Genomic DNA, 18,150 nt, shown 5'->3' with positions numbered 1-18,150 from the left:
TAGGGAATAGGGAATAGGGAATAGGGAATAGGGAATAGGGAATAGGGAATAGGGAATAGGGAATAGGGAATAGGGAATAGGGAATAGGGAATAGGGAATAGAGAGATTTAAATTGACGAGACCAAAGTTGATCTCGTGAACAACGATATTATTTGACAGTACTTAAAAATTTTAAATACGCTTTCACAAGTGGCTGCTCTTGTTCAAGCAGGGGCATGTGTCCAACACCTTTTAAGATAATCGGTTCTTGAGCATTCTTGAGTAAACTTTTTAATTCAGTCGCAGCTTCGACATTGATAATTTGATCTTTTTCTCCCCAAACGATGAGCGTGGGTTGATCTATCGATCTTGCTGCAATCGCAAAAGTATCGGGTGTGAATGATTTAGACATTAAAATAAGCTGTTCAATTAATTTTGATGTATTTACAGCATTTGAGATCATCAACTTTTCTTGTTCGACCTTAAGTTCATTCGGAATAAAAGGTGGAGGTTGCGCTGCAATTTTAAAGAGACGATCAAAATCACCAGGTTTAGCGACAACAAAATTACGAAGCAAATTGGGATCTTTAAGATAAGGAGTATTCGCTGATTTGAATACACCTGCTGAATTGACTAAGAAAAGTGATTTTGTGTCAATCGGATATTGAGCCGCATAAAGCAGTGAAATAGCACCTCCCATGGAGTGACCAGCAATATGTAAATCTTTTTCAACTTGAATCGCTTCGGCAAAACGACGCAACTTTTCTGTTAAATTGGGAATTGAATAATCAAAATCATTCGGTGCTTTACTATCACCTTGACCAGGTAAATCAGGAATGATGACTTGATAATGCGGTGTTTAATATCGCGCAACACGATTCCAATTGTCACGACTCCCTGCAAGCCCGTGAACTAACATAATCACGGGTTTACCTTTTGCTCCACCTTCGCTATATGCCCATTCGATATCACCAACTTTCACGCGCTTGGTTTGCATACCAGCCCAAGTTCGTTCTTGTTGTAAAACACTTTGGATGTTAATAGAAGGTGCGGCAGAGGTCGTAGTAGGAACAGTCAATATGGATAATGAGCCTAATGCGATCGATGAAGACAGCAAAATATGTTGAAAAGTCCTTTTCATTTTTCTACTCGTTTTAGGTGATTTTAGGTGATTTTAGGTGAGGTTGCAAAATGCTATTTTTGAAATTTTTATTCTAATTTTCAGAGTAAAATAGCAATTCTAAAAATGCATTTGCCTAATGCCTATTGAATATTAAATTTAGGTCAATTTATGCACATTAAATCTAATGAACTGATGTCTAAAACGGATACTCCAATGGCTGAGTCTCTTCAAAGCTCAAGCGATGAGCTTGCGATCATGATTTTGAACGTCGTTTCGAATATTCCATTGGGTAAGGTTGCCAGTTATGGACAGGTTGCAGCACTCGCTGGATTGCCAAGGCATGCACGATTGGTTGGAAAAGTGCTGAGCCGAATGGATGATACGAATGATGTGCCATGGCATCGGGTGATTAATGCTCAAGGAAGAATTAGCCTAAGCCGATTAGATGATCATGGCTTTAATGAACAACAGACTCGATTGTTAAGTGAAGGTGTTGTGATAAAAAATGGCAAAATAAATTTTAAAGATTTTGGTTGGGTCATCTAATTATTGTACTTTCACAGTGAATTTAAATGCTTTTAAGTAAAAACACCCCATTCACTATCGGATGAGGTGTTTTAATTTAACTCTGATAAAGTTATTGTTTTACAACAAAAACAGGTACTTTGGATTCAGTAATTAGACTTTGTGCTACGCTACCCATTAATAGTTTTTTAAGTCCACTACGACCATGAGAGCTGAGTACAATCAGATCAACATTAAGTTCGTCGACAGCTTTGATAATCGTACGTGAAATACTTTCACCTTCTAAAAGTTTAGTTTCAGCTGTAACGCCTTGTGCTTCAAATTGTGCTTTTGCCGCTTCAATGTTTGATTGAATGAATTCACGTGCACGTTCAATCATGGCATTGGTTTGTCCCGCAGATAAATATTCTGCTGCGATATAAGGATCGAGTGTCATTACTTCTACGATGGTCACTTTACTATTGAATGCTTTTGCAAGTTCAGCCGCATGTTTTATAACGCTTAGCGCGAGTTCTGAACCGTCTACTGGTACAAGTATGTTTTGGTAAGCCATGTCAATCTCCTTATCACCGTTATGAAATTCATTTCAAGCGAAATGAAAAATGTTCTTTCAACTTGATCATATACTGTATTAATCCAGAATAAAACCTAGTAATTACATAGGTTTTTTTATTAAAATCATTGAGTTATTAATTTTTAAGTATTTAATTACAATAAGTATGAATGATTTGACTAGGAGTAGTCTATTCATATGGTGTTATGTAATAAGATAGGATTAACAAAATTTTAAAAAAAAAGAAAAGATGAAAATCTTAATAAAAATATATATTTTTATAATCTTTAATTTAGCTGTTAGTAACCTTTACGCAGACGCTAAAATACGTGCTCAACCCTTAATTGAAAGTCATATAGGGGGTCAGACTGTTATTTTAATTTGTGAGCAATTAGGAATTAGGTGCATTAGTGATAAAACTAAATTATATCGTGTAAAAGGCTCAACTGAGCCATATTATTATCTAATTGATCCTGCCCCGAGTCTTTTTAAATTACATAAATTGAGCGATAAATTCACGTTATTAGATCAATGGAAATTTAAAGATTATAAGCATTCTCATGATAGTACAGGAGATGAGGAAGGACTTCATAGAACAAGTATTAAAATCTATCCAGCTTTGTATCCATTAAACAAAACTGAATTTTCAATTGCAATCATTGATGATTGGTTTGTTGGTTATTCAGGTGGAGGTAGGAGTGAGCAATATGCAGATTTCATTAAATTATCTAGTAATGGAGAATATAAATTGGCGATAGCTGATCAACTTTTTTATTCTTCAGAAATGATTCGCGCATGTTTCTCAGAAAAAGATTATCAGATAGTCATCCATTGCCATGATGAATCAGGAACGTTATTAAGTATTAAATTTCAAGATATTGGTCAAAAGTATTACCAATGGATTTTTAATTATACAGATTATAATTGGCCGTCAAATGTACCAGAAACGCAGAAAAAAACGAAAAAATATTCAACGACTATTATTCCATTCCGTGATTTAAAATAGATAAATATTTAACCATTGAATCAACATCATCCGTCTGCAACTGCTCACGCATTTTTAAAAACTGCTTTTCATCTAAGTCATATAATTTTAACGAAAGCAGTTTTTCTATGTCTTCTTCAGAAAAACGATATTTGATCAGTTTGGCAGGCACACCACCGACGACTGCATAAGGAGGAACATCTTTAGTGACCACAGCACCAGTTGCTACTACAGCACCTTCCCCCAGTGTGACACCTTGCATAATCATCGCACGAGAACCGATCCAACAACCATCGCCAATGATTGTATCTCCAGCAGGTACAAAGCTACGTGTATCAAAAGGAAAGGCTGAAATCCAATCGGTACGATGCAATTGATTACCACCCATCATAATCACGCATTCAGCGCCAAAACAAACAAAATTACCAATATAGAGCTGATCAATCGGTTTCTCAGGTGTAGATGGCTTGTCATGTAAATAACGTACCACACAACGCTCAAATCCCTGATCCCAATATGCAGAGTAGTAACTGTAATTGCCCTTGATATGAATATTCGGGTTTTTCACCGTTTTCGAAATAAATTCAAATTCACACCAATGTTTAACAGGGGAGTTGATAAGTTGTTCAGACATATAAAAATTATGGAATCAGGCGAATCTTATTTTATCGTGGTTTAAGATAGTTCTAAACCTATTTATAAATCATGATGCTGAGATTTCTCTTTTTTTTATTCATTAAGAATAAAGTTTGGAAAGTGCGAAATTTATTACTAAGCTTAAAATTTCTAGCATCTTGTTTATCATCAAAAATATCTAAACCATTGGCAATTTTATAAAAATCAAAATTACTATTAAGATTTTCATAAATAAATGGGTTAAGGATCTTGGCAAGTAGAGCTTGTTCATCCCAACCAAATTTACCGTTTGGTAAGATATAGACTAAATATTCGAGTTGATCCTTGCTAAATTTTGCCCGAATGCAACTTCCATCATTTAGTAAAATCGTATCTTGATAATCAGGTTGATTGATTGAATCCAAACTCACCAATTTTAAAGTTGAATGATCAAAATCATCCTGATGGATCGTTTGAATTAAGTTCTCAAATTCAAGTCTAGTTGTAATTGTCTGTGTGACGTGTGTTTTGGCAATAGGTTCTAATTGGTCTTTGGGAATACTGCAAGTGAGATGGATAGTAGGTCGATCTTGATTGGCCATAACGAAAGTGATGATCAAAACTATAATAATTTTAATTATTGATTTCATTTTTATAATTCTAAAAAAGGGCTGAATAATCAGCCCTTAGTGTATTAGATGTATGCGACTTTCACAATTTCATATTCCACTTCACCTTGAGGTGTTGTGATTTTTGCTTCATCACCTTCGCTTTTGCCTAAAAGACCACGAGCAATCGGAGAGTTGACAGAGATCTTATTAATCTTAAAGTCAGCTTCATCATCGCCAACGATCATATACGTCTTTTGCTCTTCAGTGTCTAAGTTTTCAATCGTCACTGTCACACCGAAAACCACGCGACCATTTTGCTCAAGATCTTTTACGTCGATCAACTGAGCTGCACCCAATTTACCTTCGATATCTTGAATACGGCCTTCACAGAAACCCTGTTGCTCACGCGCAGCATGGTATTCTGCATTTTCTTTCAAATCCCCGTGTTCACGCGCTTCAGCAATTGCTGCAGTAATACGTGGACGATCAATTGTTTTCAATTGATGTAATTCTTTTTCCAAAGCTTCTTTGCCTTGGGGAGTCATAGGATAACGTTGCATTGTTGTCCCTCAATTAATGTATTTAGTCAAAATACTGAGTCTATAAATGAAAAAAAGCCCGCCACCGATAAGGTGACGGGTCTTATCGGATCGGGTATTAACCTACGCTTAAATCTTGCAAGCGATAAACATCCATTGGTAATTTAATTGCTAAAGCTTGGCATACTGCATCAGCACCATTCAATGTCGTTGTGTAATACACTTTGCCTTGAAGGGCAGAACGACGAATCGAGAATGAATCTTGCTGAGCTCGTTTACCTTCAGTTGTATTAATAATGAGGTGAATTTCGCCATTTTTCAAGCGGTCCACAATATTTGGACGACCTTCAGTGACTTTATTTACACGTTCACATTCAATACCAGCCGCATTGATGACATCAAAAGTACCACCAGTTGCGATAACTTTAAAGCCATATTCAACAAGTTGTTTCGCAATACCAACAACACGAGGTTTATCAGAGTCACGAACAGAGATAAATGCGTGTTTGATTTCGCCTTCAGTCGGTAGACCAGGTAAACGATCGTTCGCACCTAAAACTGCTTTGTAGAATGCTTCACCGAAAGTTTTACCTACGCCCATCACTTCACCTGTAGATTTCATCTCAGGCCCAAGAACTGGGTCTACACCCGGGAACTTGTTGAATGGGAATACCGCTTCTTTCACAGAGAAGTGAGTTGGGATAATCTCTTTTGTGAATCCTTGAGATTCTAAAGATTGACCCGCCATACAACGTGCAGCTACTTTCGCTAAAGACTCACCGATACACTTAGATACGAACGGTACAGTACGTGATGCACGTGGGTTCACTTCTAAGATGTAAACGTCAGTGCCTTTAACCGCAAACTGTACGTTCATCAAACCGATTACGCCAAGCTCTTTTGCCATAGCGATGGTTTGACGACGCATTTCGTCCTGTACTTCATTAGACAATGAGTAAGGAGGAATCGAACATGCTGAGTCACCTGAGTGAATACCCGCTTGTTCAATATGTTGCATGATGCCGCCGATCACAACGTCTTTACCGTCAGATACGCAGTCCACGTCAACTTCGATCGCGTCATCTAAGAAACGGTCAAGAAGAACAGGTGCTTCGTTAGATGCTTGAACTGCATCGCGTAAGTAGCGTTTTAATTCCTCATCGTTGTACACGATTTCCATCGCACGACCACCAAGTACATATGATGGACGAACAACCAATGGATAACCTACTTTCGCAGCTTCAGCCATACCTTCTTCAGCAGATTTTACGATGCTGTTGTTTGGTTGGCGAAGTTGTAAACGTTGAATCATTTGTTGGAAACGTTCACGGTCTTCTGCACGGTCAATTGCGTCAGGAGATGTACCGATAATTGGGGCACCCGCTTCTTCTAAAGCACGCGCCAATTTCAAAGGTGTTTGACCACCGTACTGAACGATGATGCCTTTAGGCTTCTCGATACGTACAATTTCTAAAACATCTTCAAGCGTAATTGGTTCGAAGTACAAACGATCTGATGTGTCGTAATCTGTTGAAACCGTTTCAGGGTTACAGTTAACCATGATGGTCTCATAGCCATCTTCACGCATTGCAAGAGCCGCGTGTACACAGCAATAATCGAACTCGATACCTTGACCAATACGGTTAGGACCGCCACCGATCACCATGATCTTGTCACGTGTTGATGGGTTCGCTTCACACTCTTCGTCGTAAGTTGAGTACATGTATGCTGTATCAGATTCGAATTCAGCTGCACAGGTATCAACACGTTTGTAAACTGGTGTTACGCCCAAGTTCCAACGGTGTTTACGGAATTGCTTTTGTGAAATCCCCATCAAGTCTGCAATACGGAGATCTGATAAACCTTTACGCTTAAATGCACGGACGTTGTCGGCATTTAAATCACCAAAACCTAAAGTTTTGATTTCGTTTTCAGTTTTAACGATGTCTTCGATTTGGATCAAGAACCATTTATCGATATTGGTTGCAGCAAAAACTTCATCTAAACTAAAGCCATGACGGAACGCGTCAGCAATAAACCAAATACGATCTGGTCCTGGAACTTTAAGCTCAACCAAGATTTTTTCACGCGCGCCTTCAGTACCCACTTCGATTTTTGGATCAAAGCCAGATGCACCCACTTCTAAACCACGAAGTGCTTTTTGCATAGACTCTTGGAAGTTACGACCAATCGCCATCACTTCGCCCACAGATTTCATCTGAGTGGTCAAAGTTGCGTCAGCTTGTGGGAATTTCTCGAAGTTAAAGCGAGGAATTTTCGTGACTACGTAGTCAATCGCAGGCTCAAATGACGCAGGTGTTGTACCGCCCGTGATGTCATTCTTCAATTCATCAAGCGTATAACCTACAGCCAATTTCGCTGCGATTTTTGCAATTGGGAAACCAGTCGCTTTAGATGCTAAAGCAGATGAACGTGATACACGCGGGTTCATCTCGATTACAACCATACGACCAGTTTTCGGGCAAATACCGAACTGAACGTTAGAACCGCCTGTTTCTACACCAATTTCGCGTAAAACAGCTAAAGAAGCATTACGTAGTAATTGGAATTCTTTGTCTGTCAGCGTTTGCGCAGGAGCAACCGTGATTGAGTCACCGGTGTGTACGCCCATTGGATCGAAGTTTTCAATGGTACATACAATGATACAGTTGTCGTTTTTGTCACGAACAACTTCCATCTCGTATTCTTTCCAACCAATTAAAGATTCATCGATCAATAATTGTTTAGTCGGGGAAAGATCGAAACCACGTTCACAAATCTCGATGAATTCTTCGCGGTTGTATGCGATACCACCACCTGAACCACCCATCGTGAATGATGGACGAATGATTACAGGGAAGCCGAAGCGAGCTTGAATGGCTAAAGCCTCTTCCATTGACTCTGCAATGTCAGCTTTTGGACATTCAAGACCAATTTTACGCATGGCTTGGTCAAAAAGTTTACGATCTTCAGCTTTCTCAATCGCTTCTTTAGATGCACCAATCAATTCAACATTGTATTTTTCTAAAATGCCGTTTGCGTCTAACGCAAGGGCACAGTTCAATGCAGTTTGACCACCCATTGTCGGAAGAACAGCATCTGGACGTTCTTTCTCAATGATCGCAGCAACAGTTTGCCACGTAATCGGTTCGATATACGTTGCATCTGCCATGGTCGGGTCAGTCATAATGGTTGCAGGGTTAGAGTTAACCAAAATAACGCGGTAACCCTCTTCACGCAACGCTTTACACGCTTGAGCACCTGAGTAATCGAACTCACATGCTTGACCGATGACAATCGGACCTGCACCAATAATTAAGATGCTTTTAATATCTGTACGTTTAGCCATGATCGCTTCCTTAATTACTTCTTAGATGCTTCGATAAGTTCGATGAAATGATCGAACAACGGTGCGCAGTCATGTGGGCCAGGGCTTGCTTCTGGGTGACCTTGGAAACTGAACGCAGGTTTGTCAGTACGATGAATCCCTTGAAGGGTTTGATCGAACAAAGACTTGTGCGTTGCTTTCAAGTTTGCAGGTAAAGTATCTGCATCTACAGCGAAGCCGTGGTTTTGAGAAGTAATCATCACTATGCCAGTTTCAATATTCTGCACAGGATGGTTGGCACCATGATGGCCGTGAGGCATTTTCACAGTTTTAGCGCCACTTGCTAAAGCAAGGATTTGATGACCCAAGCAAATACCGAAAACAGGGATGTTGCGAGCATCTTCAACAATTGTTTTTACAGCTTCAATTGCGTAGTCACATGCAGCTGGATCGCCAGGGCCGTTCGACAAGAACACGCCATCTGGATTCAACGCAAGCACGTCAGTAGCAGGAGTTTGTGCAGGTACAACCGTTAATTTACAACCGCGATCTGCAAGCATACGTAAGATGTTGGTTTTGACACCGTAATCGTATGCAACGACATGGAATTTAAGTTCAGGTTGAGAGAAACCTTGACCAAGCGTCCAAGAACCGGTCGTCCATTCAAAACCTTCAGGGTCACAGCACTCTTTTGCAAGATCTAGACCGTTTAACCCACCAAATGCACGTGCTTTTTCTAAAGCTTCTTCAGCCGTGATATTTTCGCCAGCAAGGATACAACCGTTCTGCGCGCCTTTATCACGTAAAATACGTGTTAACTTACGTGTGTCAATATCAGCAATTGCTACAACATTATGTTGTTCTAAGTATTCACCTAATGATTGTGTAGCGCGGAAGTTGCTGTGCAATAAAGGAAGGTCACGGATAATTAATCCATTCGCCCATACTTTATGAATGCGACCTGATTCAGCATCTTCGTCATTACAACCTGTATTACCGATATGTGGGTAAGTTAAAGTCACAAGTTGTTGTGCATAACTCGGGTCAGTCAAAATTTCTTGATAGCCAGTCATGGCAGTGTTGAAAACGACTTCACCAGTCGTACTACCCGATGCACCAATAGAAGTACCTTTAAAGATAGTTCCGTCGGCAAGGGCTAAAATTGCTGGGGTGCTCAAACCAAAGCTCCTGAAATTTAGGCTGTAAAAAAGCGAGAAGACGAAAAAAAAGGAAGGCTATTTTTTTAACCCACCCTCCTATGTCTGCTCGCTTGAACTTAACACGGCATTATACGGACTAAGACGACTAAAGTCCATTTAAATTGCACTGATTTAGGTAGATATATGACTTGTAATTTAAAACAAAGTCTGCTTTTTATTCATGATAGAAAAAGGGTTAAACACAAGAATTGCTCAATAATTCAAAAGTTAAGTTTTATCAATGAGATCGCAAGACTGACTATTAATAACTGACTAGTTGCTAAATATTTTTCTACTGAGGACATCTAAATCATTCAGAATGGAAGAGGCATTTAAACGCACATTAATATCTTAATATACCTATAAGTAGAATACTCATGGAGAGATTTTAATCAGGGTTTTCTTGCTTTTAAATCGGGGTGTAGAACAGATTTTTATGAATTCAATGAATTAATCTTTGGGGTGATTTCTGGCCTTTAACTAGAACAAGTATTTGATGATTGTTTTAAAATAGCGTCATAACCTTGCGAGTGTTTGGATATGCGGATAATCAAACTCTTATAAGGAAGGAAAGTAAAAAGGGAGCAATAAAAAAGTGAGGGTTAAGCCTCACTTTTAAATTTATCTAATACAATATGCACATTAGAACGTATGTAGCCAATCACGTTTATTGTGAAAGTCAGCAGTCGGGCTACTATGCTGCATCGCATAATAATGTATACCTTTCGCTGTTTTGAATACTGCGGTTAAGCCAATAAAGAGATTATCCCACTTTAATTTATGGGCTAACATGAACTGTGTTAAATCTAAACTCACATTTAAACCATAGTGAGTTTTTTTAGATTGATTGAGCTCAATATCATAAGCTGCTTGAGGAGGCATATCTTCAGGATAACGATACTCCTCAAACTGATACACTTGCCATGCTTCGGAAGGGGAGAGATTAATTTCGCGATAATAATCTTCGCCTTTAACACCGATAAATATTTCAAAACAGGTGTTTTCCCAAAGGAAATCTTGTCGCGGATTGCCAGCAACCATGGGTGGGAATTCAATCATTTGATTGGGGTCACGAACCCAATAACCGACATTAAGGGTAAAAGCATTTGCTTGTTCAATAGCGCCAACCAGATAGATATCTTGAAAACGATCAAAAGAACTTAATTCATAACTCGCCATGCAATAACCGCTCTAAATGATTAGTTAGATAAATGTGCGTGACGAACAAGGTTTGACAATTTTGCATTTTGTTTTGGCGCTTTTTTATAAAGCAAAACAATTTTACCAATCGTTTGAACTGTTTCAGCAGCAGTTACTTGTGCGATTTCAGCAATCAAAGCAGCACGAGCTTCGCGGTCTTCAGCAACCACTTTAACTTTGATTAGTTCGTGATCATTTAAAGCGCGATTCGTTTCTTCGATCACATTCTCTGTTAGGCCTTGACCGCCAATCATAACCACAGGATTAAGTGCATGTCCGATTTGACGCAAACGCTTGCGTTCCTGAATAGATAAAGCCGCCATAAAAAATAACCTAAATTTGAAAACGGCTAAGTATAGCAAATACCAACTTCAAACGCTTTAAATTCTGTAGAAATTATCGATAAAGCTGATTTGAAAAAACATGTTAATCAAGATTAATTAGATACAGATCGCTACTGCAAGGCTTTAAAATTTCACGTACAATTAAAAGTTATATATTAATATGTATTTAAAGAGTTATGGCGACGCGCATTACCAATCAAAAGTTATCAAAAAGTAGTCGAGACTGGATGAGAGAACATCTAGATGATCCTTTTGTAAAAAGAGCGCAAAAGGAAGGCTATCGTGCTCGAGCGGCTTATAAGCTTTTGGAAATGCAAGAAAAGTACAAGCTGATTAAGCCTGGTATGGTGGTGGTTGACTTGGGGGCTGCACCAGGAAGTTGGTCTCAGATCGCGGGTAAATTGGTAGGTGATAAAGGTATTGTGATTGCATCTGATATTTTACATATGGATGCTTTACCAGATGTAACCTTTCTACAAGGTGACTTTCGAGAAGAAGAAGTATTTGAAAAATTGTTAAATCTTTTAGATGGACGCCAAGTAGACGTTGTAATTTCAGATATGGCCCCCAATACATCTGGTAACAAGGCTGTAGATCAACCGCGCCAAATTTATTTGTGTGAATTGGCTTTGGATTTTGCCAACAAAGTATTGGGACCTAAGGGTCAATTTGTGGTAAAAGTTTTCCAAGGCACTGGTTTTGATGAATTTCGTAAGCAAGTTGTTGATAGTTTTGCTGTATTAAAAACATCTAAACCTGCTGCTTCACGTGCGCGTTCGAAAGAAGTTTTTTTAATTGGACAGGGCCGTAAAAAGAAATAGCGTTAAAAGTCTACTTGCCAAGTAGGAAAAAAGTGTGCATTTTGTACATTTTAAATTTTAATGCGAATCCTTTTACTTGCTTTTTGTTAAAGGTCAGCCAATTTTGGTATGATCAAATTAGATTGATATGGGAATAAAGCTTTGAGCGATCTCTTCAAAAATGCCGTTTTGTGGCTGGTTATTCTAGGCGTGCTGATTCTTATATTCAGTAACGTAAGTGACCGCGATAAGCCTTCAGCATTAAATTATTCAGAATTTGTTGCGGCGGTGAATGCTGGACAAATTAAACAAGTCATCATTGATGGTGAAAGAATAACTGGCGAAAAAACAAATGGTTCTCCTTTTGAGAGTATTCGTCCAGCAATTCAAGATCCTGAATTGATGCCAAATCTCATCAAAAATAATGTTGTTGTTGAAGGTACTGCACCGCAACGTCAAGGTTTGATGATGCAGCTTCTTATTGCGAGCTTCCCAGTTCTATTGATTATCCTATTGTTCATGTTCTTTATGCGGAATATGGGTGGTGGTGCAGGCGGTAAAAATGGTCCGATGAGCTTCGGTAAATCCAAAGCAAAAATGCTTTCAGAAGACCAAATCAAGATTACATTTGCTGATGTCGCTGGTGCGGATGAGGCAAAACAAGAAGTTGTAGAAGTTGTCGATTTCCTGAAAGATCCAACAAAATTCAAACGTTTGGGTGCAAGCATCCCACGTGGTGTTTTGATGGTTGGTCCTCCGGGTACAGGTAAGACTTTGCTTGCTAAAGCAATTGCTGGCGAAGCGAAAGTACCGTTCTTTAGTATTTCAGGTTCTGACTTTGTTGAAATGTTCGTGGGTGTGGGCGCATCTCGTGTACGTGACATGTTCGAACAAGCCAAACGCCATGCACCATGTATCATCTTTATTGATGAGATTGATGCGGTAGGTCGTCACCGTGGTTCAGGTACAGGTGGTGGTAATGATGAACGTGAGCAAACATTAAACCAAATGCTGGTTGAGATGGATGGTTTTGAAGGCAATGAAGGTATTATCGTTATTGCTGCGACGAACCGTGCTGACGTACTGGATAAAGCGTTACTACGCCCAGGTCGTTTTGACCGTCAAGTGATGGTGGGTCTGCCAGACATTAAAGGTCGTGAGCAAATTCTAAATGTACATTTGAAAAAATTGCCTTCTGTAACGGGTGTGGATGTTCAAGTATTGGCACGCGGTACCCCTGGTTTCTCTGGTGCACAATTAGCGAATCTTGTAAATGAAGCAGCTTTATTTGCTGCACGTCGTAACAAGAACACGGTCGATATGCATGACTTTGAAGATGCTAAAGATAAGCTCTTTATGGGTCCTGAACGTAAGTCGATGGTGCTTCGTGAAGAAGAGCGTCGTGCGACGGCTTATCATGAGGCTGGGCATGCAATCGTAGCGGAAATGCTGCCTGAGACTGATCCAGTCCATAAAGTGACAATCATGCCACGTGGTTGGGCTTTGGGTGTGACTTGGCAGTTGCCTGAGCAAGATGCGATTAGCCATTACAAGCATAAAATGTTGAATGAACTTTCAATTTTGTTTGGTGGTCGTATTGCTGAAGAGATTTTCATCAATCAAATGTCTACGGGTGCTTCGAACGACTTTGAACGTGCAACTAAAATGGCACGTGCAATGGTAACGAAGTACGGTATGTCTGACAAAATGGGTGTGATGGTTTACGAAGATGATTCACAGCAATCATTTATGGGGAATATAGGAAGTCGTACGATTTCTGAAGCAACTCAGCTTGAGATTGATCGTGAAATCCGTCGTATTCTCGATGAGCAATATAAGGTAGCACGTGATATTTTAGAAAATAATCAAGATATCGCACATGCTATGGTCAAAGCATTGATGGAATGGGAAACGATTGACCGTGACCAGATTCGTGACATTATGGAAGGACGTGAGCCACAGCCACCTAAGGTGTATGTTGCAGAAAATCCTGTGCTTGATGTGACACCTGAAGATGGTCCAGCTACTCCACCACCATTGCCTTCACTCCCTAAAGTTTAACTTAAGACGTTTTTTTTTGATCTAAAAACCACCTGCGGGTGGTTTTTTATTGGCTTATAAATGCTGAGGTATGTGGTTCAAAATCTACATTTATGAGAACAAGTTATTGGTAGAATATTGACATATGTACGAAAGGGATCATGCATGCAACTAATGCCTTTACCAAAGAAAATTTGGCAGTTTGGAAACAAGAGTCTGGATTTATCCCAAGCTCATGTGATGGGTATTTTAAATGTAACCCCAGATTCTTTTAGTGATGGGGGGAAGCACAATCATCTAGATGATGCTGTTGCTCATGCTCTAACGATGATTGCTGATGGTGCAACTGTTATCGATATTGGTGGTGAATCGACACGTCCAGGTGCGAGTCCAGTTAAAGTGCAAGAAGAAATTCAACGTGTTGTGCCCGTGGTTAGAGCGCTATCGGAACATAATATTATTTTATCGATAGATACTTCTGAGCCACGCGTTATTCGTGAGGCAGTCAAAGCGGGTGCTCATATTTGGAATGATGTGAGAGCATTGACGCGTCCAGGAGCATTGAAAACGGCAGTAGAGCTGGATATTCCCGTTATTATTATGCACATGCGTGGTGAGCCTACAACCATGAATGATTTGGCTCATTATGACGATGTTGTGGTAGAGGTGATGAATGAATTACAGCAAAGAGTTGATGATGCGCTTGAAGCTGGTGTTAGAGCTCAAAATATTATGATCGATCCAGGTTTTGGTTTTGCTAAAAATGCACAGCAAAATTTAAAATTATTGAGTGAGCTATATAAGCTTAATTATTTGGGTTATCCGATGCTTTCTGCATTATCACGAAAAAGATTTATTGGAGAGGTCTTGGGTGGTGTTGAGCCTGAAGCTCGTGCTGTGGGTTCGGTGATGGGGCATGTGCTCAGTGTTCAGCAGGGTGCGTGTATGGTGCGGGTGCATGATGTAAAAGCAACTCGTGATGCAATAAAAATGTGGCAAGCGCTTACATCGGTATAATAAAAAATAAAGTATCACCATGGTTCGCTATGAGCTATGGTGATGCTGTATCAATATAGATATTATAGGGGCTGTATAGAAGTTGATTTGATGTTTTCTATGAAATGATTCATAAATCAAACATAACAAATAACGATATTTAAACTTTTCAATCTTAATAATTGAATCAAGTTTCTGTATGAAAAAAATAAATCATAACATTTAGCTTTTAAACTTTCCGATGGCAACTTTGGCTGTAACTTAGATGTGCTCGCTCGCCATTCAAGCAAATTAAAAATGCTTAAAATGACCAAATACAAATAGAAGTTTTATCGATCCTTATGATCGCAGTCCATACTTCTGTACTTCTTGTATAAGCGCCTGGGTCACCAGACAAAATGAATATATCACGTCCGGCATTAGCTTTTAGCCCAAACATCCATTTATGAGTTTGGGCGGTTCGGCGTCAATCTAGAGTACTCATCTTGAAGATCACCTTGTACTGGATCAGAATACTGAAAAATATCAAAAAACTGAAATTAATCCTATTAATGCATCGTATGGACTACAATTAAAGGCTGGTCAATATGATGGCTTAATGAGTTGGAATAACATTATTCAACTGGCTGAAAATGACAAAAATGATTCTTTTGCGATGAAGCAAGCGTTTGTAGATTTAGTAAAGATTGCAAAAAATTTAAGTAGTGAAAATCGACAAAATCTTAGCTTTCTGTATTTATTAAATTAAATGAGCAGCTTAGTTGTACTCTAAAATTTGAGCCGATAATTGGAAACCATAAAGATTAGGTGAATTGTCGTGTTTATGTTATATAGACACGGTTTTTGTTATTGCTAAAACTTGAGCTTTAATATGTTTAACGATTTACTTCTTCCTATGTTTGATGATGAATATTATCCCGATATTCTTGTGGCTGAAATTAAACAGCTGATTGAACAGTTTGCTAAGAAATTGGCAAAAGTAAATTCTGAATCAGAGATTTACATTTTGGCGGGTAAAACGGTTTCAGAGATCAATGAAATGAAGCCTCAGTTTGAAGATCTTGACTCATCGCTTGATGATACTGCGGCTGATTATATTGCGGAAGCAATGATGATGGTTGTGCAAGATGAAGGTTATCTTGAAATCGAAATTGAAGAATTGGTATCAAATAGAGAGTGGTAATTCACTCTCTATTTTTTTGTGGGAATAATTTTTTAAGCTCTTCAAAAAGTTCAGGGTTCTCTTCTAATTGTTCTAAGAAATCATCTAAATGACAAGTTTGATCATTAAAAATTTCATAAAGATCTTTGACTTTTAAATGGTGTTCACCATTTACCTCATGGTAAACAGCAAAAGTATTGATCCAAAATTTACTATTACTTGCTAAGAGTTTATCAATTTTTTTCTGATGTTCTGGATTGCTAAATTCCAGCACATAATTATCCCCACCAGAAGTGCACCGCTTTAATATATAGCGATTTGAAATACGTTGAATTGTGCCGGGAAATAAGTCACCAATTTCTTCAGTGGCTTCGATTGCTTGATCGATAGCAGCCTGAGACTGAGGATTGATTGCGTAGGTATTTAAAGAAAAGGTTGAGAAAAATAGTGAGGTGCTACAAATGAGAGCTTTAATTTTTATCATTATTATTAATCGTCATAAATGAGCTAATAGCATACTCAAAATTTAGGTATAAAAAAACCAGCTAAAAGCTGGAAGTTTTATTGCACCACTTTAAGAAGTATTAAAATGGTGCCCGAGGCCAGACTCGAACTGGCACGCTTTGTGGGCGGGGGATTTTAAATCCCCTGTGTCTACCGATTTCACCACTCGGGCATGTGCGCAATAATAGAGGACGAAATATCACTTGGCAAGTCTAAAAGTGATTATTTGTTTTATTTTCAAGCAATTCAATCGTGTGTGTTTAAAAATTAGATCAGATTGATGGTATTAATGCTGAGACTACGGTTTGAGATGATATTTATAGAATTTCATCTAGGTATTTGTCTATGTCGATATGTTTGTGAGTCATACAGAGTTTGTTTTCATAATTCATCAGTTGTGTATGTAAATCTGCAATTTGAATTTTTTTATGTTGTAGCTGTTTAAAGCGCTCTGATTTTTTGTTGGTAAAAAATAATTGAATATATAATTTTACCGACTGCTTATAACTCCAATAGCAGGCACGACGAATTTCTTGAAGATAGTAATATTGTTCATTGGTGGTTTTTTCTCGGTACATATTTTCTTTGTAAAATTTGATAAAACCGAAACTCATTGCAAAGAAGAATAATATCCCTTGTAAGAACCAGCTTTCAATAAATGCAAAATTCAAAGCCTGTATTAGGATGAGTGCTGTGAGTTTGATGGGAGTGTTTTTAAGCTGAGCATATAGGGAAACACTACTGTGTTTCATTTGCTTCAGCACGATAGGGGAAACCAACATGAAAAATAACATGATGATTAACGATGCGATAGCACTGGCTTGGAACCCTTCGTACTTGGGTTGAACGGATTTAATAAATTCGGAAAAAACATAAGACAAAGGCACAAAAATCATGAGTGCTAAACCGAAGGGAATCAGTTCTTTTAGTTCATCTAAGATGCCTTTGGTTTTGATTTGACCATAAAGCAGAAAGTTTCTTTTAAATGCAGAAGGGTAGAGTTCTTGCAGTTGTTTCAGATAGTGCGCGGTTTGTTTATTGCTGATCATTCAGATAGAGGCATTCAATACGTAGATCTAATATATATGAATTGTGAAGTTTATTGTTTGTTGAATTGAGCTAATTCAAAAGCGTTAATTCAATAGACCTCTTGCGAAAGTAAAAACTATCCCCATATAAATGTCATGAGATATCAGAAATTAAACCATTTTTCAGATTCTGAATTCAAACGCTTGGTTGGCGTACCTCGGCAAGTTTTTACTGAAATGGTCGAGGTTTTAGCAAAAGCAGAATCACTTAAAAAGAAATCAGGGCGTCCTCATACATTAGCGCTTGAGGATCAATTGTTGTTAACGCTCAATTACTTAAGAAACTACAACACTCAGCTAGAATTGGCGGCGCATTATCATATTGCTGAGAGTAACGTGAATCGAACCATAAAAAAGGTTGAGGATGCGTTGATGAAATCAAGGCGTTTTACGCTTCCAAAACGATCTATCACCACAGCAGATGAACACTTTAATTGGGTTATTATTGATGCAACAGAATGTTCAATAGAACGTCCCCAAAAAAAATCAGAGTAAGTTTTACAGTGGTAAAAAGAAGAAACATACGCTCAAAGCGCAAGTGATCTATCATCCAAAGAGC

The 18,150-nt window shown here is 38.6% G+C and carries 17 protein-coding genes, 1 tRNA gene and 2 pseudogenes; 8 read left to right on the top strand and 12 right to left on the bottom strand.

Annotated features, from left to right (window positions below):
- Positions 1-148: 148 nt before the first annotated feature.
- Positions 149-1,120 (bottom strand): annotated as a pseudogene (locus AC5YD2_RS14585) (alpha/beta fold hydrolase).
- A 195-nt stretch (positions 1,121-1,315) separates the two neighbouring features.
- Here AC5YD2_RS14585 and AC5YD2_RS14580 point away from each other — a divergent pair.
- Positions 1,316-1,648: an MGMT family protein gene (locus tag AC5YD2_RS14580; protein WP_496127026.1), complete on the top strand. Its 333-nt coding sequence runs from the start codon at positions 1,316-1,318 to the stop codon at positions 1,646-1,648.
- A 91-nt stretch (positions 1,649-1,739) separates the two neighbouring features.
- Here AC5YD2_RS14580 and AC5YD2_RS14575 read toward each other — a convergent pair whose 3' ends face one another.
- Entirely contained in the window at positions 1,740-2,180 is a 441-nt protein-coding gene (locus AC5YD2_RS14575; RefSeq protein WP_496127024.1) for a universal stress protein, read from the bottom strand.
- 250 nt (positions 2,181-2,430) lie between these two features.
- Between AC5YD2_RS14575 and AC5YD2_RS14570 the strand changes: the two genes are divergently transcribed.
- Positions 2,431-3,186, top strand: coding sequence for a hypothetical protein (locus AC5YD2_RS14570; RefSeq protein WP_496127023.1), 756 nt, complete (start codon positions 2,431-2,433; stop codon positions 3,184-3,186).
- On the opposite strand, the gene AC5YD2_RS14565 is transcribed toward AC5YD2_RS14570, so the two are convergent.
- The 7 genes from AC5YD2_RS14565 to yhbY form a co-directional block, all read right to left on the bottom strand.
- A complete protein-coding gene (locus AC5YD2_RS14565; protein WP_496127022.1) occupies positions 3,161-3,799 on the bottom strand; it encodes a CatB-related O-acetyltransferase in 639 nt (212 codons plus the stop codon). The two genes, AC5YD2_RS14570 and AC5YD2_RS14565, sit on opposite strands and share 26 nt — an antisense overlap.
- 58 nt (positions 3,800-3,857) lie before the next feature.
- Positions 3,858-4,382, bottom strand: coding sequence for a hypothetical protein (locus AC5YD2_RS14560; protein ID WP_496127021.1), 525 nt, complete (start codon positions 4,380-4,382; stop codon positions 3,858-3,860).
- Positions 4,383-4,474: 92 nt separating this feature from the next.
- Positions 4,475-4,951, bottom strand: a complete 477-nt coding sequence (greA, locus tag AC5YD2_RS14555) for a transcription elongation factor GreA (RefSeq protein WP_496127020.1) — start codon at positions 4,949-4,951, stop codon at positions 4,475-4,477.
- Positions 4,952-5,048: 97 nt separating this feature from the next.
- Positions 5,049-8,279 carry a carbamoyl-phosphate synthase large subunit gene (gene carB, locus AC5YD2_RS14550; protein WP_496127019.1) on the bottom strand — a complete coding sequence of 1,077 codons (3,231 nt, stop codon included), beginning with the start codon at positions 8,277-8,279 and terminating at the stop codon, positions 5,049-5,051.
- 14 nt (positions 8,280-8,293) lie between these two features.
- Positions 8,294-9,436, bottom strand: coding sequence for a glutamine-hydrolyzing carbamoyl-phosphate synthase small subunit (gene carA, locus AC5YD2_RS14545; RefSeq protein ID WP_496127018.1), 1,143 nt, complete (start codon positions 9,434-9,436; stop codon positions 8,294-8,296).
- Positions 9,437-10,099: 663 nt separating this feature from the next.
- A complete protein-coding gene (locus AC5YD2_RS14540; protein ID WP_496127017.1) occupies positions 10,100-10,636 on the bottom strand; it encodes a DOMON-like domain-containing protein in 537 nt (178 codons plus the stop codon).
- 20 nt (positions 10,637-10,656) lie between these two features.
- Entirely contained in the window at positions 10,657-10,980 is a 324-nt protein-coding gene (yhbY, locus tag AC5YD2_RS14535; protein ID WP_496127016.1) for a ribosome assembly RNA-binding protein YhbY, read from the bottom strand.
- 197 nt (positions 10,981-11,177) lie between these two features.
- Between yhbY and rlmE the strand changes: the two genes are divergently transcribed.
- The 5 genes from rlmE (at position 11,178) to AC5YD2_RS14510 (ending at position 16,020) form a co-directional block, all read left to right on the top strand.
- On the top strand, positions 11,178-11,822 hold the full coding sequence (gene rlmE, locus AC5YD2_RS14530) for a 23S rRNA (uridine(2552)-2'-O)-methyltransferase RlmE (RefSeq protein WP_496127015.1): 645 nt from the start codon (positions 11,178-11,180) through the stop codon (positions 11,820-11,822).
- A 141-nt stretch (positions 11,823-11,963) separates the two neighbouring features.
- A complete protein-coding gene (ftsH, locus tag AC5YD2_RS14525) occupies positions 11,964-13,862 on the top strand; it encodes an ATP-dependent zinc metalloprotease FtsH (protein ID WP_496127014.1) in 1,899 nt (632 codons plus the stop codon).
- 144 nt (positions 13,863-14,006) lie between these two features.
- Entirely contained in the window at positions 14,007-14,858 is an 852-nt protein-coding gene (folP, locus tag AC5YD2_RS14520; RefSeq protein WP_496127013.1) for a dihydropteroate synthase, read from the top strand.
- 577 nt (positions 14,859-15,435) lie between these two features.
- Positions 15,436-15,585 (top strand): hypothetical protein, encoded by a 150-nt coding sequence (locus AC5YD2_RS14515; RefSeq protein ID WP_496127012.1) that lies wholly within the window; start codon positions 15,436-15,438, stop codon positions 15,583-15,585.
- A 123-nt stretch (positions 15,586-15,708) separates the two neighbouring features.
- Positions 15,709-16,020 (top strand): DUF5713 family protein, encoded by a 312-nt coding sequence (locus AC5YD2_RS14510; protein WP_496127011.1) that lies wholly within the window; start codon positions 15,709-15,711, stop codon positions 16,018-16,020.
- A 1-nt stretch (position 16,021) separates the two neighbouring features.
- Here AC5YD2_RS14510 and AC5YD2_RS14505 read toward each other — a convergent pair whose 3' ends face one another.
- From AC5YD2_RS14505 to AC5YD2_RS14495, 3 genes are all read right to left on the bottom strand, one after another.
- A complete protein-coding gene (locus AC5YD2_RS14505) occupies positions 16,022-16,483 on the bottom strand; it encodes a hypothetical protein (RefSeq protein WP_496127010.1) in 462 nt (153 codons plus the stop codon).
- 106 nt (positions 16,484-16,589) lie between these two features.
- A tRNA-Leu gene (locus AC5YD2_RS14500) sits at positions 16,590-16,675 on the bottom strand.
- A gap of 145 nt (positions 16,676-16,820) precedes the next feature.
- Complete coding sequence (locus AC5YD2_RS14495; protein WP_496127009.1) at positions 16,821-17,552, bottom strand: hypothetical protein; 732 nt, start codon at positions 17,550-17,552, stop codon at positions 16,821-16,823.
- A gap of 135 nt (positions 17,553-17,687) precedes the next feature.
- On the opposite strand from AC5YD2_RS14495, the pseudogene AC5YD2_RS14490 reads away from it, so the two are divergent.
- Positions 17,688-18,150: pseudogene (locus AC5YD2_RS14490) on the top strand (transposase family protein); the annotation flags it as partial.

This window comes from Acinetobacter sp. CY73, from assembly GCF_059515865.1.
This window is presented reverse-complemented; position numbering and strand designations above follow the sequence as displayed.

Bases quoted from the DNA above. Each gene is read 5' to 3' on its own strand.
- AC5YD2_RS14575 (WP_496127024.1), bottom strand. From the start codon at position 2,180: ATGGCTTACCAAAACATACTTGTACCAGTAGACGGTTCAGAACTCGCG.
- AC5YD2_RS14540 (WP_496127017.1), bottom strand. From the start codon at position 10,636: ATGGCGAGTTATGAATTAAGTTCTTTTGATCGTTTTCAAGATATCTAT.
- rlmE (WP_496127015.1), top strand. From the start codon at position 11,178: ATGGCGACGCGCATTACCAATCAAAAGTTATCAAAAAGTAGTCGAGAC.
- AC5YD2_RS14565 (WP_496127022.1), bottom strand. From the start codon at position 3,799: ATGTCTGAACAACTTATCAACTCCCCTGTTAAACATTGGTGTGAATTT.
- greA (WP_496127020.1), bottom strand. From the start codon at position 4,951: ATGCAACGTTATCCTATGACTCCCCAAGGCAAAGAAGCTTTGGAAAAA.
- carB (WP_496127019.1), bottom strand. From the start codon at position 8,279: ATGGCTAAACGTACAGATATTAAAAGCATCTTAATTATTGGTGCAGGT.
- AC5YD2_RS14515 (WP_496127012.1), top strand. From the start codon at position 15,436: ATGAGTTGGAATAACATTATTCAACTGGCTGAAAATGACAAAAATGAT.
- AC5YD2_RS14580 (WP_496127026.1), top strand. From the start codon at position 1,316: ATGGCTGAGTCTCTTCAAAGCTCAAGCGATGAGCTTGCGATCATGATT.
- AC5YD2_RS14495 (WP_496127009.1), bottom strand. From the start codon at position 17,552: ATGATCAGCAATAAACAAACCGCGCACTATCTGAAACAACTGCAAGAA.
- folP (WP_496127013.1), top strand. From the start codon at position 14,007: ATGCAACTAATGCCTTTACCAAAGAAAATTTGGCAGTTTGGAAACAAG.
- AC5YD2_RS14510 (WP_496127011.1), top strand. From the start codon at position 15,709: ATGTTTAACGATTTACTTCTTCCTATGTTTGATGATGAATATTATCCC.
- AC5YD2_RS14570 (WP_496127023.1), top strand. From the start codon at position 2,431: ATGAAAATCTTAATAAAAATATATATTTTTATAATCTTTAATTTAGCT.
- yhbY (WP_496127016.1), bottom strand. From the start codon at position 10,980: ATGGCGGCTTTATCTATTCAGGAACGCAAGCGTTTGCGTCAAATCGGA.
- AC5YD2_RS14560 (WP_496127021.1), bottom strand. From the start codon at position 4,382: ATGGCCAATCAAGATCGACCTACTATCCATCTCACTTGCAGTATTCCC.
- AC5YD2_RS14505 (WP_496127010.1), bottom strand. From the start codon at position 16,483: ATGATAAAAATTAAAGCTCTCATTTGTAGCACCTCACTATTTTTCTCA.